The 24,331-nt window shown below is 62.8% G+C and carries 24 protein-coding genes and 1 tRNA gene; 11 read left to right on the forward strand and 14 right to left on the reverse strand.

What is annotated here, in order from left to right:
* Positions 1 to 143: 143 nt before the first annotated feature.
* Complete coding sequence (locus JAO73_RS23325) at positions 144 to 821, forward strand: phosphatase PAP2-related protein (protein WP_198976168.1); 678 nt, start codon at positions 144 to 146, stop codon at positions 819 to 821.
* An 865-nt stretch (positions 822 to 1,686) separates the two neighbouring features.
* Here the strand turns inward: JAO73_RS23325 and JAO73_RS05625 are convergent.
* The 6 genes from JAO73_RS05625 to JAO73_RS05650 form a co-directional block, all read right to left on the reverse strand.
* Positions 1,687 to 2,301 carry a cupin domain-containing protein gene (locus tag JAO73_RS05625; RefSeq protein ID WP_198976169.1) on the reverse strand — a complete coding sequence of 205 codons (615 nt, stop codon included), beginning with the start codon at positions 2,299 to 2,301 and terminating at the stop codon, positions 1,687 to 1,689.
* 77 nt (positions 2,302 to 2,378) lie between these two features.
* A complete protein-coding gene (locus JAO73_RS05630) occupies positions 2,379 to 3,209 on the reverse strand; it encodes a helix-turn-helix domain-containing protein (RefSeq protein ID WP_198976170.1) in 831 nt (276 codons plus the stop codon).
* Between the two features lie 602 nt (positions 3,210 to 3,811).
* Positions 3,812 to 4,303, reverse strand: coding sequence for a methylated-DNA--[protein]-cysteine S-methyltransferase (locus tag JAO73_RS05635; protein ID WP_198976171.1), 492 nt, complete (start codon positions 4,301 to 4,303; stop codon positions 3,812 to 3,814).
* Between the two features lie 52 nt (positions 4,304 to 4,355).
* Entirely contained in the window at positions 4,356 to 5,555 is a 1,200-nt protein-coding gene (locus JAO73_RS05640) for an amine oxidase (RefSeq protein ID WP_198976172.1), read from the reverse strand.
* Between the two features lie 102 nt (positions 5,556 to 5,657).
* Positions 5,658 to 6,596, reverse strand: a complete 939-nt coding sequence (locus JAO73_RS05645) for a cation diffusion facilitator family transporter (protein WP_198976173.1) — start codon at positions 6,594 to 6,596, stop codon at positions 5,658 to 5,660.
* Between the two features lie 75 nt (positions 6,597 to 6,671).
* Positions 6,672 to 7,604, reverse strand: coding sequence for a cation diffusion facilitator family transporter (locus JAO73_RS05650; RefSeq protein ID WP_198976174.1), 933 nt, complete (start codon positions 7,602 to 7,604; stop codon positions 6,672 to 6,674).
* Between the two features lie 115 nt (positions 7,605 to 7,719).
* Here JAO73_RS05650 and JAO73_RS05655 point away from each other — a divergent pair, with 115 nt between their 5' ends.
* The gene (locus JAO73_RS05655; protein ID WP_198976175.1) at positions 7,720 to 9,123 is read left to right on the forward strand and encodes an APC family permease; all 1,404 of its coding nucleotides are present in this window, start codon (positions 7,720 to 7,722) and stop codon (positions 9,121 to 9,123) included.
* A gap of 67 nt (positions 9,124 to 9,190) precedes the next feature.
* On the opposite strand, the gene JAO73_RS05660 is transcribed toward JAO73_RS05655, so the two are convergent.
* From JAO73_RS05660 to JAO73_RS05695, 8 genes are all read right to left on the reverse strand, one after another.
* Entirely contained in the window at positions 9,191 to 10,279 is a 1,089-nt protein-coding gene (locus JAO73_RS05660) for a glycosyltransferase family 4 protein (protein WP_198976176.1), read from the reverse strand.
* A gap of 148 nt (positions 10,280 to 10,427) precedes the next feature.
* Positions 10,428 to 11,429: an NAD-dependent epimerase/dehydratase family protein gene (locus JAO73_RS05665; RefSeq protein ID WP_198976177.1), complete on the reverse strand. Its 1,002-nt coding sequence runs from the start codon at positions 11,427 to 11,429 to the stop codon at positions 10,428 to 10,430.
* A 156-nt stretch (positions 11,430 to 11,585) separates the two neighbouring features.
* Entirely contained in the window at positions 11,586 to 12,092 is a 507-nt protein-coding gene (locus JAO73_RS05670) for a GNAT family N-acetyltransferase (RefSeq protein WP_198976178.1), read from the reverse strand.
* Between the two features lie 12 nt (positions 12,093 to 12,104).
* Positions 12,105 to 13,091, reverse strand: a complete 987-nt coding sequence (gene hemB / locus JAO73_RS05675; RefSeq protein ID WP_198976179.1) for a porphobilinogen synthase — start codon at positions 13,089 to 13,091, stop codon at positions 12,105 to 12,107.
* 102 nt (positions 13,092 to 13,193) lie between these two features.
* Positions 13,194 to 13,457: a hypothetical protein gene (locus tag JAO73_RS05680; RefSeq protein ID WP_198976180.1), complete on the reverse strand. Its 264-nt coding sequence runs from the start codon at positions 13,455 to 13,457 to the stop codon at positions 13,194 to 13,196.
* A 341-nt stretch (positions 13,458 to 13,798) separates the two neighbouring features.
* Positions 13,799 to 14,938 carry an NAD(P)/FAD-dependent oxidoreductase gene (locus JAO73_RS05685; protein ID WP_198976181.1) on the reverse strand — a complete coding sequence of 380 codons (1,140 nt, stop codon included), beginning with the start codon at positions 14,936 to 14,938 and terminating at the stop codon, positions 13,799 to 13,801.
* A 69-nt stretch (positions 14,939 to 15,007) separates the two neighbouring features.
* A complete protein-coding gene (gene rocD, locus JAO73_RS05690; protein ID WP_198976182.1) occupies positions 15,008 to 16,261 on the reverse strand; it encodes an ornithine--oxo-acid transaminase in 1,254 nt (417 codons plus the stop codon).
* A gap of 65 nt (positions 16,262 to 16,326) precedes the next feature.
* Positions 16,327 to 16,827, reverse strand: coding sequence for a hypothetical protein (locus JAO73_RS05695; protein ID WP_198976183.1), 501 nt, complete (start codon positions 16,825 to 16,827; stop codon positions 16,327 to 16,329).
* A gap of 81 nt (positions 16,828 to 16,908) precedes the next feature.
* Between JAO73_RS05695 and JAO73_RS05700 the strand changes: the two genes are divergently transcribed.
* The 9 genes from JAO73_RS05700 (at position 16,909) to JAO73_RS05740 (ending at position 24,308) form a co-directional block, all read left to right on the forward strand.
* The gene (locus JAO73_RS05700; RefSeq protein WP_190925576.1) at positions 16,909 to 17,091 is read left to right on the forward strand and encodes a C1orf53 family protein; all 183 of its coding nucleotides are present in this window, start codon (positions 16,909 to 16,911) and stop codon (positions 17,089 to 17,091) included.
* A gap of 85 nt (positions 17,092 to 17,176) precedes the next feature.
* Positions 17,177 to 17,416 (forward strand): 50S ribosomal protein L28, encoded by a 240-nt coding sequence (gene rpmB, locus JAO73_RS05705; protein ID WP_196285946.1) that lies wholly within the window; start codon positions 17,177 to 17,179, stop codon positions 17,414 to 17,416.
* A 199-nt stretch (positions 17,417 to 17,615) separates the two neighbouring features.
* A complete protein-coding gene (locus JAO73_RS05710; protein ID WP_198976184.1) occupies positions 17,616 to 19,316 on the forward strand; it encodes an aminopeptidase P family protein in 1,701 nt (566 codons plus the stop codon).
* A 165-nt stretch (positions 19,317 to 19,481) separates the two neighbouring features.
* Positions 19,482 to 19,664, forward strand: a complete 183-nt coding sequence (gene rpmG, locus JAO73_RS05715; protein WP_046245291.1) for a 50S ribosomal protein L33 — start codon at positions 19,482 to 19,484, stop codon at positions 19,662 to 19,664.
* Between the two features lie 8 nt (positions 19,665 to 19,672).
* The gene (locus JAO73_RS05720) at positions 19,673 to 19,837 is read left to right on the forward strand and encodes a DUF4295 domain-containing protein (RefSeq protein ID WP_196295226.1); all 165 of its coding nucleotides are present in this window, start codon (positions 19,673 to 19,675) and stop codon (positions 19,835 to 19,837) included.
* An 89-nt stretch (positions 19,838 to 19,926) separates the two neighbouring features.
* Positions 19,927 to 20,898 (forward strand): signal recognition particle-docking protein FtsY, encoded by a 972-nt coding sequence (gene ftsY, locus JAO73_RS05725; RefSeq protein WP_190925584.1) that lies wholly within the window; start codon positions 19,927 to 19,929, stop codon positions 20,896 to 20,898.
* A 135-nt stretch (positions 20,899 to 21,033) separates the two neighbouring features.
* Positions 21,034 to 21,483, forward strand: a complete 450-nt coding sequence (locus tag JAO73_RS05730) for a Rieske (2Fe-2S) protein (protein WP_198976185.1) — start codon at positions 21,034 to 21,036, stop codon at positions 21,481 to 21,483.
* A 110-nt stretch (positions 21,484 to 21,593) separates the two neighbouring features.
* Positions 21,594 to 21,667: transfer RNA gene (locus tag JAO73_RS05735), tRNA-Asn, on the forward strand.
* Positions 21,668 to 22,127: 460 nt separating this feature from the next.
* A complete protein-coding gene (locus JAO73_RS05740; protein ID WP_198976186.1) occupies positions 22,128 to 24,308 on the forward strand; it encodes a bifunctional alpha,alpha-trehalose-phosphate synthase (UDP-forming)/trehalose-phosphatase in 2,181 nt (726 codons plus the stop codon).
* The last annotated feature ends 23 nt before the right edge of the window (positions 24,309 to 24,331 follow it).

Raw genomic sequence — 24,331 nt, forward strand, 5'->3', positions numbered from 1 at the left:
ATCAGGGCCCAAGGCACGCATGCCCGGCCCGTAATGTTACGTCCCGGTTATCAAACATCTGCACGGCTGTGGGGCCGCCGCCGTATTTTTGCCCGTTGAGTTATCCGCAGCTAATTGGCTGACGGGCTTTCTTCTGTCTGATTGTGGCCAATCTTCTTTCTTCCGCTACCACCTCTCCCCTTGAAACGGCCCCGGCGGTAGCCCGCCGCACGGGTTGGGCTGCGGCCTGGAGCCGCCCGGCGTTCCGGCTGCGTCTGGCGTTGGTGCTTGCATTGCTGGTGGGCCTGCTGCCGGTGGTGCCGGGCTTTTACCATTTCATTCAGGCACGGCCGGGGCGCCTGCTGCCCGACCCGCTGCTGGCGCTGCTGCCGGTGCACGACGTGTCGGTGCCCACGTTTGCCATCATCTACGGGGCCATTGCGGGCACCGTTGTCTACCTCCTGCCTCGGCCCAACCTGCTGCTGCGGGCGCTGTGGGGCTATTATTTCCTACAGGTGTTGCGCATGGCCACGCTGTGGCTATTGCCGCTGGAGCCGCCCACCGCCCTGGTGGTGTTGCACGACCCAGTGATGGACCGCATTTTCGAAGTGACCACGCAGCCCATTGTGCGCGACCTGTTTTTCTCAGGCCACACGGCCACCATGGCCCTGCTGGTGCTGGCCGTGCGCGGCCGCGCTTGGCGTCGTGCTTTGGTGCTCATGACCGTAGCCGTGGGCCTGTTGGTGCTGGTGCAGCGCGTGCACTACACCTATGATGTGCTGGCGGCGCCGCTCTTTGCCTGGCTGGCCTACTGGCTGGCGGGCCGGATTACGAAGCGGTAGCTCTCCGTTCGCGCGCCCATTCTTATTCGACCGTCGTTTGCAATACACCCGAAAGCCCCGAAAACGCAGATTTTCGGGGCCTTCTTATGGTAGTGGCCTGAACGCCCCCGCCTTTTGGAATAACCACCGTTTTCTTGAACAGCGCGGTATATTTCTCTATCAACCCCGAGCACTACTGTACGGCCTCAAATTTTCTTATTGCTCGCACAACGGCCGTGTCCAGCACATAGTGCACATCAGCCCGTAGTGTAACTGACACGATAATGAACAGGACGTTAGGGTAACTGGCTGACAAAACACCAGTTAGTCGCGCGAATGGTTATCATTGCCGCTTGGCCAAGCAGGTCCAGTGCGCGGCGGATGGAAGGAAAACCAGTCATTGGACCGCGGGAAAAAGTGAAGTGAGGCTTTTGTGCCAGTTTTGGCAGGAAGTGTAGCCGGCGACGGCGCACGTTAAAAAAGGCATTTCAATTTCAAAATGCCAACCAAACACCCGTTGACCCGACAAAGATAGAACGATGGGCAACAACCGCGGGGTACGGAGAAAATGCACGGGCGGCCCTAGCCCTGCTCGCAGTTATCGGAACTTTCCTCGCGCGCCGAAAAGGACAGGCGTGAGCCAAGATGCTGCTGGTGCTTTGCCGGGGCCGTGGCGCTTTGGTTTGGCAACCCAGCCGCCCAGCCAGGAGTTGAGTCAATGACCCAGAAAAAGCCCGAGGTGTAGACGGTGCCGCTTGAATACGCGCACCACGGGCAGGCGCCTACCGTGAGGCATGAACCTCCTCCTTCTTCGGACCGGTTTCGTGAACCGCTTGCCCCCGCGCTTGTTGGCCCCTTTCTCGCCGTACGCGGGAGGGACAGCCTGTTATTTCAAGCCGTACTGCCGCATAAGCGGTGCGCGCCGGTCATGAAATTCCACGATGCCGTAGCGGGCATTGAGGGCGTCGAGCCGCGCCCGCAGCTGCGGGGACCCGGGGGCCCAGCCCCGGCGTTCGGCTTCGGGCAGCAGTTGGGCGAAGAGCTCCTCGAGGTAATCTTCCAGGTTCTGGTGGAAAAACATGTCCACGAACCGGGCCGGGGCAGTGGGGTGGCTGTTCCAGAACGTGTGGGGCACCCCGTGCGGGCGGAAGTGCCACCCGCCCGCTCGGACTTCGCAGACCTCCGTGCCGACTAGTACGTGCACGGTGCCCTCCAGCACGTGCATCAGCTCGTCCAACTCCCGGTGCACGTGGGGCGCGGGGCCCATGGTTTTCGGCGCGAGCACGCCCTCAATGCAGGAAAACTGCCCGCGGGTCTGCCCGTGGCGCACGCGGGTGCGCACGGCGACGCCGGCCGGCCCGGGCTGCAGAGCCGGGCCCGGCGGCAGGTAAAACGGGGGCAGGGAGGCGGCGGGGCCGGGCGCCTGCTGGCCCAGGGCCGCGAGCACGGGGCCGCCGAGGCCGGCAAGGAGGGTCGAGGAAAGAAAGGTGCGGCGTTTCATGATGGCGCAAACCTCGCGCCGACCGGGGCCGGATGGGTGGTAAAAAACCGACAACTTGCGGGCGCCCGTTTTCCCTCTTAGCTTTCCCGCCAGCCAAAAGCCCGCTCCGGGGCGCGTTCGTCCTGCGCGAACAAGGCCGTGGGGCCGGCCCCGGCCAGGGCGCGGAAGTCTTTGGCCAAGTGCTGCAGGTCATAATAGCCGCAGGCCAGCGCGGTGCTGAGCCAATCTTCCTGCGGGCAGCGAAACCGCCGCTGGTAGGCGTGGTGCAGGCGGGCGATGCGGGCAAAGGTTTTTGGGCCCACGCCCAGCCGCTCCCGGCACTGGCGTTCCAGTTGGCGCGGGCTCAGGCAGCTGCGCCCGGCCAGGTCGACCACCGACAGGGCGTCCGGGGCCGTCACCGCTCCGCCGGCGGCTCGGTCGACGGGCAAGGCGGGGCGGTGGCTCCGGCGGACCGTCGCCAGCAGGAAGTGTTCCACCAGCCGAATCATTTCGGCGTAGTCGGCGGCGCTGCTCAGTTGCTCGCTGACCCTGCGCACGTGCCGGGAAAGCACGCTTTCGGCGTCGACGTGCGTGCCGGTGAGTTCGCCAGTTGGCAGGCCGGTGAGCCGAAAGAGCGCGCCGGGACGAAACACGACGATGAGGGCCAAAAAGTCACGCCCGACGTGCAGGTTGACGCGTTGGGTGGGCTGGCCGACGAGCACGGCGCGGGGCTGGGTCACCCAGCGCTGCTCGGCGGGGTACTCCACGCGTTGGGCGTCGCGGGGAAAGAAGCTCAGGCACTGCTCGGGGCGCGGCGGGTAGGGCTTGAAGGGCACCGCTTCCCCGGGCCGGAACACGAAGTGCCGCAGGTGGTAGCACGCCACGTACTCGCGGAGCTCCGGCCGGGGAAGGAAATCCTGAAAAATCATGCTCCAAGATACGGTGCCGGGGGGAGGGACCGAATTTGCGATTGGTTGGGACAATAGCTCGTTTGGGGGGTGGAGACTCTTTGCCTGAGCTATAAACCGCTGACGCGCTGCAAAGTGCAAGTACTGTTCCCGTGCACCTGAACCTGTCCTGGGCCTTCTCCCATTGGCTAACCCTATGCGCCCGCCTTTGCTTTTGTCGTTCGTGCTAGGCTTGCTGGTAAGGTGTTGCCACCCCGTGCCGAAGTTGCGCGAAGCCGACTTAACGAACCAGGGCACGGCAAATACTGGAACAAGCAGAGGGCGCAAGCAGCCGCACAGGCTCGCACGCGTGAGCGGCTGCTCTTGCTGGTCTGTTGCTCGTTTCCGTCGCGTTGTAGGTAGCGTTGCTATACTGAGTCGGGTGAAGGAGCGAAAGCGTTTCCGCCAGCGAATGAGCAGCAGGGGGCGACATGGCTAAACGACTGTTGGCATCCTCGTAATCATTTTGAGGCAAACGGGTGGGAAAGGCATTGGCTACGACCAATGTTTCACGCGGTACTCGTGCCCTAAGCTGCACCGCCGAAGCATCAGCCTCGCTAACTCCGCCCTCACTGTTTTGCTACTCACCCAAACAGCCCGCCCTGGCGCACGGGCTGCTCAAATTCCAGCAGCCACTGTTTGCGGTGCATGCCGCCGGCATAGCCCGTCAGGCTGCCGTCGGCCCCGATGATGCGGTGGCAAGGCCACACAATGGCCAGCGGGTTCTGGCCATTGGCCGCGCCCACGGCCCGCACCGACTTGGGGTTGTTCAGCCGTCGGGCCACCTCGAGGTAGGAAGCCGTGCGGCCGTAGCCGATGCCCGCCAGCGCCTGCCACACCTGCCGCTGAAAATCGGTGCCGTAGGCGGGCGCATAGGTCAGGCTGAAGTCGCGCAATTCGCGGCCGAAATATGCCCGAAGCTGCTCGTGGGCCGCACGCAGGCACGAGGCCACGGCGGCGGGCGCGGTAAGCTCGGCCGCTTCGTTGAGGAACGTGACGGCGCTCAGGCCCGCATCGGAACCGGTGAGGGCCAGTGGGCCGAGGGGCGTGAGCAGCGTGGCGGTGGCGACGTTCATGCCCTAAAAATAATAGGCATCGGACAGTGCCGCGCCGTAAAGCGCCGCGCGGCTACAGCAGCTCGGGTAGGCGCCGGCGCCGGCGGGGCGGCCGCGCGGCGCTCACCAATGCCTGGGCCTGCAGCAGGGCCTCGGCGCTGGGCTGGTGCAGCACGCGGGCCGGGCCGGGCTGCGAGAGGTCGGCGTCGAACAGGCCCGACTGGTGCCAGTGGTGCAGGTGGTCCCAGTCCGGCCGGTCGATGAAGGGGTAGATGCACACGCCTTGCAGCGGCAGGCCTTTGCGCAGCACCTGGGCGCATTCTTCGGCTATCATGCGCCACCAAATGGGCCGGTCCACGCCGGGGTGGCTGGTTTCGGTGATGGCGAAAGGGCGGCCGTAGCGCTTGTAGGCTTTGTGCAGCAGCTTGTGCAGGGGCACCCAGTTGGGGTCGGGCACGGGGTCGTTCCAGCCCAGCTTGCGGTAGGGGTGCAGCTGCCACTGGTTGTCGTAGTAGTAGTTGAAGCCCACAATGTCAAGTAGCTCGGGGCTGCCGCCCAGTTCGGGCGACATCCGACCGCACAGCATATCCGTGGCCTGAAACTGGTTGTTGTGGGCGTCGCGGGCTTCGCGGCGTTGCTGGGGCCAAGCGTTGGGCGGCGGCACGATGTTGATGAGCGGCTCGGTGGTGAGCAAGCGGATGCTGGGGTCGGCCTCGCGCAGGGCGTAGCTGCCTTCGATGTAGGCGCGCATCAGGCCGTACTTCACGCGCCAGCCCTGGCCGTGGCAGTAGGGCGAAGTGCCGTTGGCGTCGCCGCCCAGCCAGCTGATGAAGCTTACCTCGTTGATGGGCGTCACGATGAGCGTGCCCTCGGGCCGCACGGAGCGATAGAAATCGACGAACGCGCGGCACAGCGCGGCAAAGCGCCGGGCAAACATGGGGTGTAGCGGCGTGAGGTCGTCGGGAAAGCCGAAGTGGCACAGGTCCCAGATTTGTTGAATGCCGTGGCGCGCGCCGGCGTCCAGCATGGTTTGCACGGTGCTGAAATCGTACTGATACGGCGTTTTCTCGATGTGCGCCCAGCGAATGCCCTCGCGCACGGTGCCCACGTTGAAGGGCTTTTGGGCGGCGTAGTCTTCGTCAATCAGCTGCAAATGGCCGGTGAGGGGCAGGAAGTCGACCCGGTTGCCGAAGGCGTTGAGCTGGTCGGTGCATTCGTAGCCGCCCCACCAAAAAGACTGAAACGGGCTGGATTCGGGGGTAAGTATTGCCATAGCTGGAAAAGGGGGAATATGCCAGCGCCCGCGTCAGCTGTTGAGCTAGCGCGGGCACCGCTTCTGTGTACCGCAAAAAGAGGCCTCGGGTTAAGGTCGAGCTTATTTTGCGGCGGTGGGCGCTGCTTGCACCAGGTTTTTGGCCTCGATGAAGATACGCTGCACCTCGGGGTGCTCTTCTCGGATGGCGTCCTGCAGGTGCTCCACGGCCGCCGCTACCTGCGTGGACGTCAGGTTGTCGGCAAAATCCACGTCCAGCGCCATGATGACGTCGTTCGGGCCCAGGTACATGGTGAGGGGCGAGCGGATTTCGCGCACCTGCGGCTGGGCGCGGGCAATGCGCTCCAGGTTGGCCAGCGTGTCGGCATCCACGCCGGCGCCCACCAGCAGGCCCTTGGTGCGGCCCACCAGAAACACGGCCACCAGCATCAGCAGCAGCCCAATGGCGATGGAGGCGCCCCCGTCGAAGTACGGATTGTTGAGCAAATGCCCCAGAAACACGCCAATGCCGGCCAGCGCCAGGCCCACCAGCGCGGCCAGGTTTTCCATCACCGACGCAAACACGGCCGGGTCGCGGCTGGTGCGCAGCATTTTCACAAAGCCCACGTTGGCTTCCGATTGCGCCAGCAGCGCCTTCACCGACAAGTAAAACGCGATGCCCTCGAACAGGAAGGACAAGCCCAGCACCACGTAGTTCCAGCCGGCGTCTTCGAGCGGCTCCGGATGCTGAATGTGCTTGATGCCCTCGTAGAACGACATGCCGCCGCCGATGGCGAAAATCAGCACGGCCACAATCAGGCCCCAGAAATACAGCTCTTTGCTGTGCCCGAATGGGTGCTCGGCATCGGGCGGGCGCTGGCTTTGGGCCGTGCCGTAAAGCAGCAGCCCGCTGTTGCCGGTGTCGACGAGCGAGTGAATGCCCTCCGACAGCATGGCCGAGGAGCCCGTGAAATACGCCGCCACAAACTTGCTGACGGCAATGGCGATGTTGGCGGCAATGCCGCCGTAGAGGGAGAGTTTGGAAGCGTTAGCGTCGGCCATGCGGCGGGGAGTCTGTTTGGATAGAGGGGCAAAGAACGCCCGATGAGCAAGACGAGCTGTTTGGGGTGAATGTGCCTAGGCGGTCTGCTCGCGGCTCGACAGCGACTTGGCTTCCACAAAAATGCGTTTCATTTCCGGGTATTGGGCCCGAATAACGTCCTGCAGCGCGTCGATGGCATGTTCGATTTCCTCGGCCGTGAGGTGGTGGGCAAACTCCACGTCGAGGGCCAGAATGACGTCGGCCGGGCCGAGGTAGGAAGTGAGGGGCGGGCCCACCTGGTCGATGTTGGGCTGGGCGCGCACCAGGGCCTCGATGGCATCCAGGGTTTCATCGTCGACGCCGGTGCCTACTAGCAGGCGCTTGGTTTTGTAAATGAGGAACAAGGCCACGCACACCAGCAGCAGGCCAATGGCAATGGAAGCCGCGCCGTCGAGGTAAGGATTGTTGAGTAAATGCCCGAGGAAGACGCCCACCAGCGCAAACACCAGCCCCAGCAAAGCGGCCAGGTCTTCGAGCAAAATGGCAAACACCGAGGGGTCTTTGCTGCGCCGCAGCGTGTCCCAAAAACCGGCGTCGCCGCGGCCAGCATTGAACGCCTTGAATGCCAGGTAGCAGGAAATGCCCTCAAACACCAAAGACAGGCCCAGCACCACGTAGTTCCAGGTGGGGTCGGAGAGGGGCGCCGGGTGTTTGAGGTGCTCAATGCCTTCGTAAAACGACATGCCGCCGCCCACCGAAAACACCAGAATGGCCACAATCAGCGCCCAGAAATACAGCTCCTTGCTGCGGCCGAAGGGATGCCGTTTGTCGGCGGGCTTCTCGGCCTGGCGCACGCCGTGCAGGATAAGCCCGCCGTTGCCGCTGTCCACGAGCGAGTGAATACCCTCCGACAGCATGGCCGAGGAGCCCGTGAAGTACGCCGCCACAAACTTGCTGGCGGCAATGGCGACGTTGGCGGCAATGGCCCCGTAAATGGCCAGTTTGGAAGAAGAACCCGGTGAACTCATGCCCGGGCTTACGCGGGGGCTGCGGCCGGGGTTGGTGAAACGTAGCGCGGACTTTTAGTCCGCGAGTTGTTACGGTTCCTCTCGCGGACTGAAAGTCCGCGCTACTTTCGCCTCTATGTCGCAACCCTCTTTGCAGCGCCGCCTGGGCCTGGTGCAGGCCACCGCCCTCAATATGATTGACATGGTGGGCATTGGCCCATTCGTCACGCTGCCGCTGGTCATGGGCTTCATGGGGCCCAATTTTCTGCTGGCCTGGCTGGTGGGCGCGGCGCTGGCCTCGGTCGACGGCCTCATCTGGAGCGAGCTGGGCGCCGCCTACCCCGAAGCCGGCGGCAGCTACCGCTTCCTCAAGCTGGCCTACGGCGAGCAGAAGTGGGGGCGCTACATGTCGTTTCTCTACGTGTGGCAAACGCTCATTCAGTCGCCGCTGGTGCTGGCATCGGGCGCCATCGGCTTCGCCCAATATTTCGGCTACCTCGTGCCGATGACCGAGTGGTGGCAGCCCAAAGCCGTGGCCGGTGGCGTGGTGCTGCTGCTCATCGTGCTCCTCTACCGCCGCATCGAGGACATTGGCAAGCTGGGCGTGGCGCTGTGGGTGGGCGTGCTCGGGCTCATGGGCTGGCTGATTTTCGGCGGCGTCACGCACCCCAACCACCACGTGGCCATTTTTCCGGAAGGCGGCTTTCCGGCCTTGCCGGGCCTACTTATTTCCGTCGCCATGGGCCAAGCGGCCGTCAAAACCATCTATTCCTACCTTGGCTACTACAACGTGTGCCACCTCGGCGCCGAAATCAAAGGCCCGGAGAAGGTCATTCCGCGCAGCATTTTTCTGAGCATTCTGGGCATCGCGGCGCTCTATCTATTGCTGAACTGGAGCGTGGGCACGGTCATTCCCTGGCAGGAAGTGCAGGGTTGGCAGGCCAGCGCCGGCGACAAGTCGCAGTTCATCGTGAGTGTGTTCGTAGAGCGGCTCTACGGGCCGGCGGCTGCCACCTTTGCCACGGCGCTGGTGCTGCTGGTGGCATTTGCCTCGCTGTTTGCGGTGCTGCTGGGCTACTCGCGCATCCCCTACGCGGCGGCGGCCGATGGCGAGTTCCTGCCCGTGTTCGGCAAGCTGCACCCCACCAAGAATTTCCCCTACGTCTCGCTGCTGCTGCTGGGCGGCGTCGGCTTCGTGTTCAGCCTGCTGTTCCGGCTGGGCGAGGTGATATCGGCCATTCTGGCCATGCGCATTCTGGTGCAGTTTGTGGGCCAGGCCGTGGGGTTGGTGCTGCTCCGGCGCCGGCGCGGCACGGCGGCCCTGCCGTTCAAGATGCCGCTCTACCCGCTGCCCGTCATCGTGGCCATCGTGGTGTGGCTGTTCGTGTTCGTGGGCATCGCGCCGGCCGAGGTGACGTGGGGCGGCGTGCATTTCAAGCTCTATTTCCAGTTCGCCGCGCTGGGCATGATGGCGCTAGGTACCGTAGCATTCCTGCTCTGGAGCCGCAGTTTGAAGCGGTGGCCGTTTAGTCAGCCTTAGAGGTTATAACAACAAAAAAGCCGCCTGATATTTCTCAGGCGGCTTTTTTGTTGCTTTCGAAGTGACGTTACGCCGTCAGCTCGCGAAACAGCTGCAGGTAGTGCCCGCGCTCCGAAATGACCGAATACTTATCCACCACCGTCTGGCGGCCGGCGCGGCCCATTTCCAGGCGCAGGGCTTCGTTGTCGATGAGGCGGCTGATTTTGTCCACCCACTCGTCGGGCTGGTCGGCCAAGTAGCCGTTCACGCCGTCCTGAATGATGGTCGAGTTCACGCCCACCGGCGACATCAGCGTGGCAATTTCCAGGGCCATATACTGCAAGCCTTTCAGGCCGCACTTGCCCTTGGCCCACTCCGTGTCGGGCAGCGGCATGATGCCCACGTCGATTTCAGACAGGTCCTCAATCTCGGTGTTTTTGCGCCAGGGCAGGCCCGCAATGCCGAGCTCCTCGTTGCGGTAGGAGCCGTCGCCGATGACTTTGAAGTACACCTTGTCGCCGTACTTGGCCTTGAGCTTGCGTAGCGCCGGAATGGCCGTTTCGAAGTGCTCGATGGTGGTGAAGCTGCCGCTCCAGCCCACGCACACGCGGCCCGGGTGCGGCGGCAGCTTGGCGCGCTGGTACTCATCGGTGTCGATGGTGGTGGGCACAATCACCACGTTCTTGTTGAACTGCCGCGAGTAATTGGCCAGGTACTCGTTGCCCGCAAAAATCAGGTCCGACGCGGCAATAATGTCCTTCGTCTTGTCGGGGTTCTTCAGGAACAGCAGCTTGGTGTTGGCGCCCACGGCCTCGCCCTGGTTGCGCCAGATGGAATCGTCGAAGTCGAACACCACCTTGGCCTTCGACTTCGCAAACAGCTGTTCAAAAATGGTGGTGCCAATCATGAACGCCTCGCGCTGGATAAACACGATGTCGTATTTGCCCAGGTCCAGCACGTTGCCCAGGCGTTTGGCCGCGCTCTTGAGGAAGATTTTCAGCTTGCCGAAATAGTTGCCGGGGCTGTAGAGCACCTTGTCGTCTTCGGCCGAAATCAGGTACGAGTAGTCGCTGTCGAAGCCGTTTTCGCGCAGGTAGTCGATGTATTGCTCAAAGCGGAACCGCTGCGAGGGCGAGCGGTCGGGCCGGTGCATGGCCACCCAGAGGATGCGTTTCATTCGGGGAATCAAAAGGATAAAAACTGAACGTCATGCAGAGCGGAGCGAAGCATCTCGCGTGCAAGAGTAAATGATTACTACCACACGCGAGATGCTTCGCTCCGCTCTGCATGACGTTCTCTCAAACGATACTTAAAAATGCATCAACCTAGTCTTCCAGCCACACCGGGGGCAGCTTCTCCAGCACTTCGATGTTCTCAAACTTGCTGCTTTTCTTGATGCCGGTGCGCTTGGCCCAGTCCACCATCTGGTCGAGTCCTTCGCGCAGGGTGGTGGCGCGGCCCTGGCCGAAGAGGCGGTGCGCCTTGGAGTGGTCGGCCCAGGCAATCTGCACTTCGTTGCGGGCTTCCACGTGGCGAATCATGCCTTCGAGGCCCATGCTTTCCATTACGGTGGTGGCCAGCTCGTTCACGGTGTACTCCTGGTCGGCGCCGATGTTAATCACCTCGCCGTAGCTCTCCGGGATGTTCACGCAGTTGGCAATGTGGGGGGCAATGTCGCCCACGTAGGAGAAGGCGCGCTTCTGCTCGCCGTCGCCGAAAATGGTGAGCGGCTTGCCCTGCATGAGCTGGTTCATGAAGATGCCCACCACGTTGCGGTACCGGTCGCCGAGGTTCTGGTACTCGCCGTACACGTTGTGCGGGCGGAATATCACGTAGTTCAGGCCGAACATTTCGTGGGCGCACTTCAGGTCGAGCTCCACGGCATACTTGGCCACGCCGTAGGGGTCTTCGGGCTCGGGCGTCATGTCCTCGCGCATGGGCGGGGTGAGGGCGCCGTAGGTGGCAATGCTGGACGTAAACACGAAGCACTTGATTTTGTGCTTGATGCTCTCGTTAATCAGGTTCACGCTGCCCACCAGGTTGTTCTGGTAGTTGAAGCGGCGAATGAAGTGGCTCAGGCCCTCGGCGGCGTAGGCCGCGAGGTGGTACACGTAGTCGAACTTGTGCTCGTCGAACAGGCGGGCCAGCAGTTCGTGGTCGAGGATGGAGCCGTGTACAAACGTCGACTCGGCCGCGTGGGGCAGGTTTTCCTCAAAGCCGCCGCTCAAATCGTCCAGCACCACCACTTTGTGGCCCAGTTTGAGAAGTTCGCGGGCCACGTGGGCTCCTACGAAGCCGGCCCCGCCGGTAACGAGAGATGTAATCATATCAAAGAAATGGCGCCCGGTTGCAACGCTGGCCCGGCACTAACGTGGTAAAGTGAGGTATTTCAGGGGGCAAAGTTCGGGCATTTTTGTTGCCCGGCCAACCGGGCCTCCCGGTGGCACTGGTCGGAGGCGTATACTGCCTGGACGCCGCTGGGGTTAGTCCAGCCGTTTTTCGTAGCAAAAAAACCGCAGCCCCGGCCGAAACGCCAGCGAAATCTCGCCCGCAAAGCGGTAGCCCAGCTTCGGAAAAAGTCGCTGCGTGGCCGCGTTTTCGGAGTTGGTGTCCACCCGCAGCACGCGCAGGCCTTGCACCGCCGCCTGCTTTTCGGCTTCTGTCATCAGGGCCAGGGCCACGCCCCGGCCTTGGGCAGCGGGGTCCACGGCCAAGCGGTGCGTCACCAAGGCCGGTTCGGTCACGTCCCAGTCGGCCTGGGCATATTCCGCGTCTTGGTCCTGGGTCAGGGCCGCCACCCCCACCACCGCGCCGTCAAGCTCCGCCACCCAGAGGTTGTTTTGTTTCACGTCGGCCGTGAAAACGGCTTCGTTCGGATAGTCAGCCGACCACTGGAAGTTGCCGCTGGCGTTCATCAACGGCACCACCCGCCGCACCAGGGCGAGGATGGCAGGCACGTCGGCCAGAGTAGCGCGGCGGGTAGTAACCATCGGGCGAATGCGTTAGCCGCGGCGCAGCACGGCGGCGGCTTCCTTGGCGAAATAGGTCAGAATGGCGTCGGCGCCGGCGCGCTTAATGCTGGTGAGCACCTCCATCATGGTGCGCTCGCCGTCGAGCCAGCCGTTTCGGGCGGCGGCCTTCACCATGGCGTACTCGCCGCTCACGTTGTAGGCCGTCACGGGCAGGTGGGTATGCGCTTTCACTTCGTGAATCACGTCCAGGTAGCTCAGCGCGGGCTTAATCATCACCATGTCGGCGCCTTCAGCCTCGTCCAGGGCCAGCTCGCGTAGCGCCTCGCGCTTGTTGGCGGGGTTCATCTGGTAGCTTTTTTTGTCGCCTTTCTTGGGGGCCGAAGCCAAGGCGTCGCGGAACGGACCGTAGAAAGCCGACGCGTACTTGGCCGTGTAGCTCATGATGCTCACGTGCTGAAATGCATTCTCATCGAGCACCCGCCGAATCCAGGCCACGCGGCCGTCCATCATGTCGGAGGGCCCGATGATGTCGGCGCCGGCGCGGGCCTGGGCCAGGGCCATCTGGCCGAGCACTTCCAGGCTGGCGTCGTTGAGAATTTCGCCCGAGTCGGGGTCCACCACGCCGTCGTGGCCGTCGGAGCTGTAGGGGTCCATGGCCACGTCGGTCATCAGCACCACTTCCGGAAACTGGCGCTTGATGTCGGCCACCGTCTTCAGGTAGAGGCCTTCCATGTTGGTGCTTTCGCGGGCCATGGGGTCCTTCAGCACTTCGTTGATGTTGGGGAAGGGCGCGAAAGCTTTCACGCCCAGCTCCACGCAGGCCCCGATTTCGTCCATCACTCGGTCGGCCGTGAACCGGAAGATGCCGGGCATCGACTTGATTTCCTCGGTCTGATTCTGCCCTTCGGTGATGAAGATGGGGTAGATGAAATCGTGGGCGGTGAGGCGGGTTTCCTGCACCATGTCGCGGATGACGGCGGACTTGCGGTTGCGGCGGGGGCGGTGAGTGGGGAGCATAGGCGCGGGCCGGCGCGCCGGCGCCGGCTTAAGATATTTAATTAAGGAGAAACGTGTTCTACAAAGCAGAATCGCCGGGCAAAGTTCGCCCCAAACCCCGGACTACCGCCCAAACGGGTCGATGTAGGCCACCAGTACTGCTATAGCCGCCAGTCCAGCCAATACGCCCCATACCAACCCTGCGCCACTCAGCAGTAGGCCCACCAGAGCAATAGGCAGCACCACCAATCCCAGCACGCCCAGCACCGTGGTGCCCAGGCCTGCCTCGGCCGTGGCGCGAGGCCGCGCAAGCCAGACGTGCCGGCGCCCGGTCGGGGCCGGGGTTATTTCGGCCGTGGCAAGGGTTAATGGCGCGGCTTTCGCCATCGGTTTAATGCGCGGAAGCCGCCGCGCCGGCTTTGCGGCTCTAGGCACCGCCGCCACGTGAGCCTGACTATTCGCCCCTGGTATCGCCGCTGAAGTCATGGCCGCAGCAGAATCCACCGATTTCACGGGCGCTGTGGCTTTGTGTTCGGGCGCTGACGAAAGGCGTACCGGTTGAAACGAAAAGCTGGCCCGGCTGCTCTGGCAGCTGCTAGCCCCGGCGGCCACCGCCACCAGCGCCAGCAGGTGCAATCGGAACGAGCGAAGTCGCGTAGCAAAAAGCATAGGGCAAAAGCTAAAGGATGGGATTGATGGAGGGCTGTACGAAAGTCCGGGCCTTTTCGCTATGCCCCGGCCAGCAGCCGGGCGGCCCGCCAGCCCGTGCCGGCGCCCATGGCCACGCCCATGCCGTTGCAGCGCACAGCAGCCAGCACGCCGGGCCGGGCCCATTCCACAATGGGCGCCAGCGCCGGCCCGAACCCCATCACCCCGCTCCACCGAAAGTCGATGCGCGGCCATTGGCCGGGCACAATGACGTGATGCAGCAGGTTTTCCAGGTAGGCCTGCACCGGTTCGGTGAGGCCCGGCGTCGTGGTGGCTTCGGCCGCAAAATCAAGGTTGCGGCCCCCACCCAGCAGAATTCGGTGGTCGGGCAGTTGGCGGAAATAGGCATAGCCGTGGTCATAGTGAAATGTGCCTGGCAGCGCAACATCGGGTAGTGGCTCCGTCACCAGCACTTGGCCCCGGCCGGGCGCCACGGCCACGCCGGGCAGCAATTCACCCGCGAAAGCATTGGTGGCCAGTAGCACCTGGGCGGCTTCGAGCGTCGCGCCATTGCCCAGCTGCAAACGATGGTTATTCGCTGTCATTTCAATGGATTCGACTGCGCAGCCGGTGAGTACGGGCACATCGGCGGCCCAGACGCGGGCCAGCAGGGCGCGCATCATGCGGCCGGCGTCGAGGCTGCCCTCGTGCTCGTTTTTGAGGAGCGTACCCACACCCCCAAAAACGAAACGACCCGCCTCGGCACTCGCGTCGCGGAAGGTGCGGGCGTGGCCCACCACCGGCGCCAGCAGCGCGTTGTAGTAGTCGATTTTGTCGCGGCATTCTGCGGCCAGTTCGGCTTCCTCGCGCCGAAAAAGCTCGTAGCCGCCCACCGGTTGGTAGTCGAGCCCGGCATCGCCCAGCAGTTCGCGCAGGCGGGCCAGCCCTTCGCAGCGGGCGGCCACCACGGCCTGCAAGTCGCCGCGCTTTTCCTGCTCTATCAATTCTGAAATCGACCCAAAGCAGGCGAAGCCGGCATTTTTGGTGCTGGCGCCGCTGGGCAGGCTTCCCCGTTCCAGCACCACCACGCGCCAGTGGGGCCGCCGCTGCTTCAGGTACAGCGCCGCCGTAAGCCCCACCAGCCCCGCGCCGATGATGGCCACGTCGGCCGGGCCGAAGAAAGACTGGTGCTCCCAGTAGGAGAGGTTGGGGTCGGGCATGCAGCAAATAAAACGTCTGTCACCCTGAGCGCCGCCCAGAATGACAGACGAAGGACTATACCGCCAATTTTAGAAGGCCATGATTACCTCCTCAATCACGTCGCAGGCCTCGTGCAGTTGCTCCTCGGTAATCACCAGCGGCGGGGCGAAGCGAATGATGTCGCCGTGGGTGGGCTTGGCCAACACGCCGCGCTCCATCAGGGTCACGCACACGTCCCAGGCCGTGCGGCCGTCGTTAGTAGGATTGATGACCACGGCGTTGAGCAGGCCCTTGCCGCGCACTAGGTCCACCAGCTCTGGCCGATGGGCCTGCACCCGGCGCATGCGTTCGCGGAAGATTTCGCCCAATCGGGCGGCGTTGTCAATCAGCTTTTCGTCCAGCAGCACGTCCAGCGCCGCGCGCATCACGGCGCAGGCCAGCGGGTTACCGCCAAAGGTGGACCCGTGCTGTCCGGGCTGAATGGTAAGCATAATCTGGTCTTCGGCCAGCACCGCCGATACCGGCAGCACGCCGCCGCTCAGGGCCTTGCCCAGGATAAGGATGTCGGCGTGCACGTCCTCGTAGTCGCAGGCCAGCAGCTTGCCGGTGCGGCCCAGCCCGGTCTGGATTTCGTCGGCAATGAACAGCACGTGGTGGGCCTTGCAAATGGCCGCCGCCTTCGCCAAATAGCCCGCCGAGGGCACCATCACGCCCGCTTCGCCCTGAATGGGCTCTACCAAGAAGGCGCACACGTGCGGTTCCTTCACGGCTTCTTCCAGGGCCTGCAGGTCGTCGTAGGGCACCACCTGGTAGCCGGGCATGTAGGGCCCGAAGCCGCCCGTGCTGTCGCCATCGGTGCTGAAGGAGATGATGCCCGTGGTGCGGCCGTGGAAGTTGTGCTCGGCTACGATGATGCGGGCCTGGTTGGGCGCAATGCCTTTTTCCTGGTAGCCCCATTTGCGGGCCAGCTTCAGGGCGGTTTCCACGGCTTCGGCGCCGGAGTTCATCAGCAGCGCCTTGTCGTAGCCGAACAGCTCGCACAGCTGCTTTTCGGCCGCGCCCAGCTGGTCGTTAAAGAAAGCCCGCGACGTGAGCGTGAGTTGCTGGGCCTGTTTGGTGAGCGCGCCGATGATGCGCGGGTGGCAATGGCCCTGGTTCACGGCCGAGTAGGCCGAGAGAAAATCGTAGTAATGTTTGCCGTCCACGTCCCACAGGTGTACCCCTTCGCCCCGGGCCAGCACCACGGGCAGCGGGTGGTAGTTGTGGGCGCCGTACTGGTCTTCGAGCTGCATAAGCTGCTCGGCGCGGCTGGACGTGGCAGTGGGGGAGGCGGGGCTGTGCATACGGTGTGGGCGGGAATGATGGTGAACCCACGAAAGTACGTTTTTCCAGCCTGTTTGGCCGACTTTTAGCGCAGCGGCAGGTTCTCCAACTGCCGCGAGGTGTCGATGTAGCGGCCCACGTAGTTGCCTTCCTCGCGGCCGCTGGCGCGCAGCAGCGTCCAGTCCACCACGGCGGTTTCGGGGAAGCTCACGGGCACGGGCTCGGCCGGGCTAGCGGCGTCGGGCAGCAGCAGGGCCTGCACGGTATTGCCGTGCCAGCCCAGCACCCGCGCCGAGGCTTGCCGGAAGCTGGTGTCCGTCGCAATCACGCGCACCGAGAGCAGGAATTGGTCGCCGGTGGGCAGGCCGGCCAGAAATTTTTTCTTCGCCTGGGGCAAGGTGCGCAGGGCTTCCCGCACGGGGTCGGCCAGGGCGGTTTCGTCGCGGGTCAGGGCGGGGCGCACACCGGCCGGGGCAGTGGCGGCCGTGAGCACCACCGGCGGGGTGGCCTGCGCCCTCACCAGGTTGCTGTGGGCCATGCTGGCGGCCAGGGTCAGCAGAAGCGCCCGGTAAAAAGGTGTTTTCATGGGAAATAGTAGCATGTTTACCACACCAAGATACCGCTTATAATTCTACCAACGCAGCCGGGCCTAACTTTGATTCACGCAATGCCCGCTCCTCAGCCCCAGCCGCTTCAGCCCGGCGATTTCTATTACACGCCCGAAGGCTACCTCGTGTTTACCGAGCAGTACCACTTGCGCCGGGGCACGTGCTGCGGCAGCGGCTGCCGGCACTGCCCCTGGAAATTTCGGCCCAAAGCAGGCCGTCAGGGCGCATCTGAACAGAAATAAGGGCAGGGGGCTTGGTGAATGCCAGACTTTTGCCGATATTTGCGGCCCGTTTCCCTGCTTAGTAACTAATTAACCCTCCGATATCATGGCCCGTGTTTGTGATTTGACCGGCAAGCGTACCCGCGTTGGCAACAACGTTTCGCACGCTAACAACAAGACCAAGCGCAAGTTCTACCCGAACCTGCAGAAAAAGCGCTTCTACGTGCCCGAGCAAGACGCCTGGGTTACCCTCAAGGTAGCTACCTCCACCATCCGCACCATCAACAAGAACGGCATCATGGCCACCTTGAAGAAGGCCAAGGAGCAGGGCTTCATCGTTTACTAGATTCCGGTAACCAGTAAGGAGTACCAAGTAATAAGACCTGGCTGCCACGGCTGCGGGTCTTGATGCCCGGTATTTTTTACAACTTACTCGACTAAAGCCAGCGCCGATACATTGCCTTTGAGGCAACGTATCGGCGCTGGCTTTGTCTGTTGGCGGCTACCTTGCACTACAGCATGGGTTTATTTAACGGTTGATGAATATGTCGCGCTACTTCGACGCTGTTTTTGCCTCGCCGCTGCGGTGGCGGCGCGCTACTTCGCTTTTCGTCCTGAGCTGCTTTGGGCTAGCTGCTTTGCCCGCAGCAGCCCAGCAGCCCGCCTCGGTGCCCGAACCCATCACCGCCAGCGAGGCCCCTGCCCGGCCCAGCGATTTTTTGTCGCCGGCGTTTCATAAGCAGCGCCGAGAGCTGCTGCGGGCGCAGCTGCCGGCTGGTAGCGTGGCCGTGGTGTTTGCCGCTCCCGTGCGCAACCGCGCCAACGACGTGGACTACGTGTACCACCAAAACCCCGATTTTCATTACCTCACCGGCTACGAAGAGCCCGACGCGGTGCTGCTGCTCTTCAAGGAGCCCCGCGCCGTGGGCGGCCAATCGGGCGTAACCGAGGCGCTGTTTACGCAGCCCCGCAACCCCGCCCGTGAGCAGTGGACCGGTCGCCGCCTGGGCGCAGCCGGGGCCAAAGGCCAGCTCCAGTTGCAATTCGCCGCCGACAACAAAGACTTTGCTGCGGCCGGCATCAAGTGGGCTGATTTCGAGCACGTGCTCTTCAGCGACTTGCCCCTCGACACCCGCGACGACGCCAGCAACCCCGCCGACCTGCACAACCTCGTGGGTACCTTCCGGCAGCAGGCCGGCGTGCCGGCCGACTACAACCCGGCCGTGACCACTGTGGAAAGCATCGTGCGTCGCTACGGCCGCGGCGATTCCAAGCGCATGAGCGACTACCTCAAGCGTCAAGTGCAGGAAAGCCCCGCGCTGGCTAAGTCACCCCTCATCAGCGCTTACCTGGCCGCCGCCACCGATGCCGAGCGACAAGCCGCTATTAATGCCCGCCCGCCCGGCCGCATCGACGACACCACCTTGGGCGAAAAGCTCGACGAACTGCGCGCCATTAAAACTCCGGAAGAACTGGCCTTGCTGCGCCGCGCCATCCGCATCAGCGCCCAGGGCCAGCGCGAGGTGATGAAATTGCTGCGCCCCGACATGGGCGAGATGGAAGTGCAGGGCCTGCACGAGTACGTGTACCGCCGCTACGGCGCCGAATTTCAGGGCTACCCTAGCATCGTGGGCGGTGGCGCCAACGGCTGCATCCTGCATTACGAAACCAACGACCGCCAGCGCCTCGATAACGACCTCGTGCTCATGGATTGCGGCGCCGAGTACCACGGCTACTCCGCCGACGTGACGCGCACCGCGCCGCCTTCCGGCACCTTCAGCCCCGCCCAGCGCCAGATTTACGAGTTGGTACTGGCCGCCCAAGAGGCCGGTTTTGCCGCCTGCAAGCCTGGTGCCGACTTCGACGCCCCCAACAAAGCCACGCAGGAAGTGGTGGCCGCGGGCTTACTCAAGCTCGGCATCATCAAAAAGAAGGAAGAGTTTCGCCGATACTACCCGCACGGCGCCAGCCATTACCTGGGCCTCGATGTACACGACCGTGGCCCGGGCGGGCCGTTGCAAGCCGGCAACGTCATCACCGTGGAGCCCGGCATTTACATCCCCGCCGGCTCGCCCTGCGACCCGAAGTGGTGGAACATCGGCGTGCGCATCGAAGACGATGCGCTGATTACCGCCACCGGCTACGAGAACCTTTCGGCCGAAGCACCCCGCACCGTGGCCGACATCGAGAAATTGATGGCCGAGCCCAGCGCCCTAGAAGGATTTAAGTTGCCGGACTTGAAGTAAGTGAAGCAGCAAGTGCGGCTTCGTTGTGCATCGCAGCCCGTACTGAGCCCCCTGTAAAGCGCCGTTCTGCTTCTCCAACTGAAAGTTGCGCACCAACCCATTGCGTTTTCCAAAAAGACCCGTACCTTTGCAGTCCTAAAATTAAAAACATACACCCCCGTCGAGATGGCCAAGAAAGGAAACCGGGTGCAGGTTATCATGGAATGCACCGAGCATAAAAACTCGGGGATGCCGGGCACCTCGCGCTACATCACCACCAAGAACCGCAAGAACACCCCTGAGCGCATCGAGTTGAAGAAATTCAACCCCATCCTCAAGAAAATGACCGTTCACAAGGAAATTAAATAACCTGAACAATGGCTAAGAAAGTAGTAGCAACTCTGAAAACCACAGAGAACGCCAAGAACTGGGCTAAGGTGATTCGTGCCGTGAAATCGGAGAAGACCGGTGCTTACACCTTCAAGGAGGAAATGGTGCTCCTCGACAAAGTGCAGGAATACCTGGCCACCGGCAACAAGTAATTGTTGGCCGGCTTCGCAAGAATTTAAAAAGTCCCACCTTCGTGGGACTTTTTGCGTGTAGGGGTATCACTCCCCACTATTCTCTCCCTATGGGTCTCTTCGATTTTTTTAAAAAGGACAAGGAAACGCCCGCCCAGCAAGCCTCGCTGGACGCAGGCTTGGAAAAAACCAAAACCAATTTCTTTGAGCAGCTGAGCAAGGCCGTGGTGGGCAAAAGCACCGTGGACGAGGCCGTGCTCGATGACCTGGAAAACCTGCTGGTGCACGCCGACGTGGGCATCGAAACCACGGTGAAGGTCATCGACCGCATCGAGGCCCGCGTGGCCCGCGACAAGTACGTGAGCACCGGCGAGCTCGACCGCATCCTGCGCGAGGAAATCGCGGCGCTGCTGGAAGACAACAAGTCCGGTTCGATGGCCGTGCTCGACAGCGCGGGCAGCACCGGCCAGCCCTACGTCATCATGGTGGTGGGCGTGAACGGCGTGGGCAAAACCACGACCATCGGCAAGCTGGCGCACCGCTTCCACTCGGCCGGCAAGAAAGTGGTGCTGGGCGCCGCCGATACCTTCCGGGCCGCCGCGGTGGACCAACTCATCATTTGGGGCCAGCGCGTGGGCGTGCCCGTGGTGAGCCACGGCATGAACACCGACCCCGCCTCCGTGGCCTTCGACGCCGTGAAAAAAGGCGTGGAAATGAACGCCGACGTGGTCATCATCGACACGGCCGGCCGGCTGCACAACAAGGTGAACCTGATGAATGAGCTGAGCAAAATCAAGCGCGTGATGCAAAAGATGATTCCGGATGCGCCGCACGAGGTGCTGCTGGTGCTCGACGGCAGTACGGGCCAGAATGCTTTCCTGCAAGCCAAGGAATTCACCAAAGCCACCGAAGTCACGGCTCTGGCCATCACCAAGCTCGACGGCACGGCCCGCGGCGGCGTGGTCATTGGCATCTCGGACCAGTTTAGCATTCCGGTGCGTTACATCGGGGTAGGGGAGAAGATGACCGATTTGCAGCTGTTTGACCGGCACACGTTCGTGAATTCGCTGTTCAAGAAATAAACACGACGGCCAGGCGTTGGCCGCCGACGAACCAAATGCGTCGGTATTCGCATTAGGGAAGCAATGGCAGAGCCGTGGCCCTGCTACTGTTGCGGATGCTGCTTTGTCTTCAGCAATTTCTCAATACCGTCTTCTATGCGTCAGTTGCTGCTTCCTTTGGCTCTTGGTTCTGGACTGGTGGTGGCCGCGTGCGGCGGCAAAAACGAAGACCAGCCGCTCATTCCCAACGCCCCCGTCAACCTTAGCCTCACCCTCACCAATCAGGAGTACGTGCGGCTGCGTTTCGATAATGGCGCCGTGATGCTGCCGGTGAAAGGCCCGGCCGGCGCCGGCGGTGTGAAGGGCGTGATTGTGGTGCGGCAAAGCGCCAGCAACTACCTCGCCTTCGAGCGCAACTGCCCATATCGGCCCTACGACGCCTGCGCCACGGTAAGTCTCGACCGCAACTCGGGCTTATTCATGCGGGATTCGTGCTGTAGCTCGCAATTTGATTTGCGCGGCCAGCCTACCGGCGGACCCAATACCCGGCCGCTTAAACAGTACAGTGTCAGCCTGCAAGGCAACATTCTCAACGTAACCAACTAGCCTCGCAGCTAATTTTCTTGAAAAAAATGTTTGACAGACTTGCGCCAATTTAGAGAAAGTCGTAGGTTTGCAGTCCGAAGCAACGCCAACCGGGTTTCGGGCATGAAAATGCTTCCTTAGCTCAGCCGGTTAGAGCATCTGACTGTTAATCAGAGGGTCCCTGGTTCGAGCCCAGGAGGGAGCGCAAAAAGGCCACTCACAGTATTGTGAGTGGCCTTTTCCTTTTAGGCCTTGGTATGGTGAATGCTAGCCAATGTCATTTCCAAGTTCGGGGGCACGACACAAACGCGTTTCGCATTTGAAAGCAAAGCCTTGAGCTTGCTTCTTCATTAAAATAGAAGCCGGTAGCGCCGAGCGCTGGGAGCGCACACTTCGTTGAAAAACGCCTTGGGAACCGCCCGGCTTGTGGGATGCCGGGCAGAATGTGCCCGGCCGGTGGCAACCGCCGCCGAAGGTTTTGCCCATCACTTTCTTCAAGGGTTACGTATTCATGGACGGGCAGCCCCTTTTTGTGGGGCGTTTGAGCCGGGCACAGGTTGCCTGGACATGGTGCGAGACGGTGGCACGTGCGCACTGGCCAGTTGATTTCTCCATTTACTCCTTCGGGACTCTCTGCGCGCGTGGCTTCGCAAGCCAACCTGCTCATGTCGAAAACGATTATTGTTTCTAACCGCCTGCCTACCAAAGTGCTGCGCACTGACGACGGCCTCAGCTTTCAGCCCAGCGAGGGCGGGCTGGCCACGGGGCTGGGCTCCATCTACCGCGAGGGCGACAACCTGTGGCTGGGTTGGCCTGGCCTGCTGGGGTACGACGAGACTGAGGAAGCCCACATTGCCGAGCAGCTGCGGGCCGATAACATGGCCCCGGTGTTTCTGACCGAAGACGAAATCCGGGACTTCTACGAGGGCTTCAGCAATTCCACGCTCTGGCCCACGTTTCACTATTTTACCGAGTTTGCCACGTACCTCGACGAGCATTGGGCCGCTTACGTGGCCGTGAATGAGAAATTTTGCGCGGCCGTGCTGGAACACGCCGGGCCCGACGACATCATCTGGGTGCACGACTACCAACTGCTGCTGCTGCCCGAGCTGCTGCGGCAGGCGCGGCCTCGGGCTACCATCGGCTTTTTCCTGCACATTCCGTTTCCGAGCTACGAGCTGATTCGGGTGCTTCCTTGGCGCACTGAGCTGTTGCGCGGCATGCTGGGGGCCGATTTGCTGGGCTTCCACACGTTTGGCTACATGCGGCACTTCCTCAGCGCGGTGTCGCAGCAGCTGGGCCTGCCCAACCAGAACGGGCAGATTGAAACGCCCAGCCACACGGTACGCGTCGATGCCTTTCCGATGGGCATCGACTACGAGCGCTACGCCACTGCGGCCGCATCGGAAGAGGCGCGGGGCCACGTGGCGGCTTACCGCGAAGCACTACAGGACACGCGCATCATTCTCAGCATCGACCGGCTCGACTATACCAAGGGCATTCCGCAGCGCTTGCGGGCGTTTAACCAGCTCCTGGAGCGCTATCCCGAATGGCGCGGGCAGGTGAGCTTGATTATGGTGGTGGTGCCCTCGCGCGACCAAGTGGCGCAATACGCGTCGCTCAAGGAAGAAGTGGACGAGCTGGTGGGCCGCATCAACGCCCAGTACCGCACCATCAGCTGGAGCCCGGTGCACTATTTCTACCGCTCGTTTCCGCTGGCCGAGCTGGCGGCGCTCTACTCGATGGCCGACGTGGGCCTGGTGACGCCCCTGCGCGACGGCATGAACCTGGTGGCGAAGGAGTACGTGGCCTGCCGCCTCGACCACCGCGGCGTGCTCATTCTCAGCGAGCGGGCCGGGGCGGCGCGCGAGCTGTCCGACGCCCTCATCATCAACCCCACCGACACGCGCCAGCTCACCGAGGCCCTGCACGATGCCCTGGTGATGCCCGACGACGAGCAGGAGCGCCGCATGCGGGCCATGCAGGCGCTGGTGCGGCGCTACAACGTGTTTTCGTGGACGCGTCTTTTTATGAATCAGCTGGCCTACACCAAGATGAAACAGGAAACCCTGGCCACGGCCACCCTCGACGAGTCGGCTACCGCCGCGCTGCTGGCCGACTACCGCACCGCCGAGCAGCGCTTGCTGCTGCTCGACTACGACGGCACGCTCGTGCCCTTCCACCCCGACCCCACCCGCGCCGCCCCCGACCCCGAGCTGCTGCACCTGCTGCGCGCCCTGACCAACAACTCCCAAAACCACGTGGTGGTGATTTCAGGCCGCGACCGCAACACGCTGCAGCAGTGGCTGGGCCATCTGCCGCTGCATTTCATTGCCGAGCACGGCGTGTGGCTGCGCGCCGCCGAAGCCGAGGAGTGGCAGCTCTTCCAGCCCTTGCGCAACGACTGGAAGCGCGAGCTGCGCCCGGTGCTAGAGGTGTACGTGGCCCGCACGGCCGGCTCTTTCATCGAGGAGAAGGACTACTCGCTGGTGTGGCATTTCCGCCGCGCCGACGCCGAACTGGGGCCCGTGCGCGCCCGCGAGCTGCTCAGCCACCTCAGCTTCATCACGGCCAACACCGATTTGCAGGTGCTGGAAGGCAACAAGGTGCTCGAAATCAAAAACGCCGGCATCAACAAGGGCACGGCGGCGGTGCGCTGGCTGAGCCAGTACACGCCCGGTTTCACGCTGGCGCTGGGCGACGACCGCACCGACGAGGACACCTTTCGGGCCCTGCCGCCCGAGGCCTACACCGTGCGCGTGGGCTCGGCCCAACACTCGGCTGCCCGCTTCCACCTGCACTCGCCCAACGAGGTGCGAGGACTGTTGCGCCGGTTGCTGGAGTAGGCCTTGCAGATGTTTTTTCGCGG

Origin of the sequence: Hymenobacter miniatus (assembly GCF_016427455.1) — a bacterium.
Taxonomy (GTDB): Bacteria; Bacteroidota; Bacteroidia; order Cytophagales; family Hymenobacteraceae; genus Hymenobacter; species Hymenobacter armeniacus.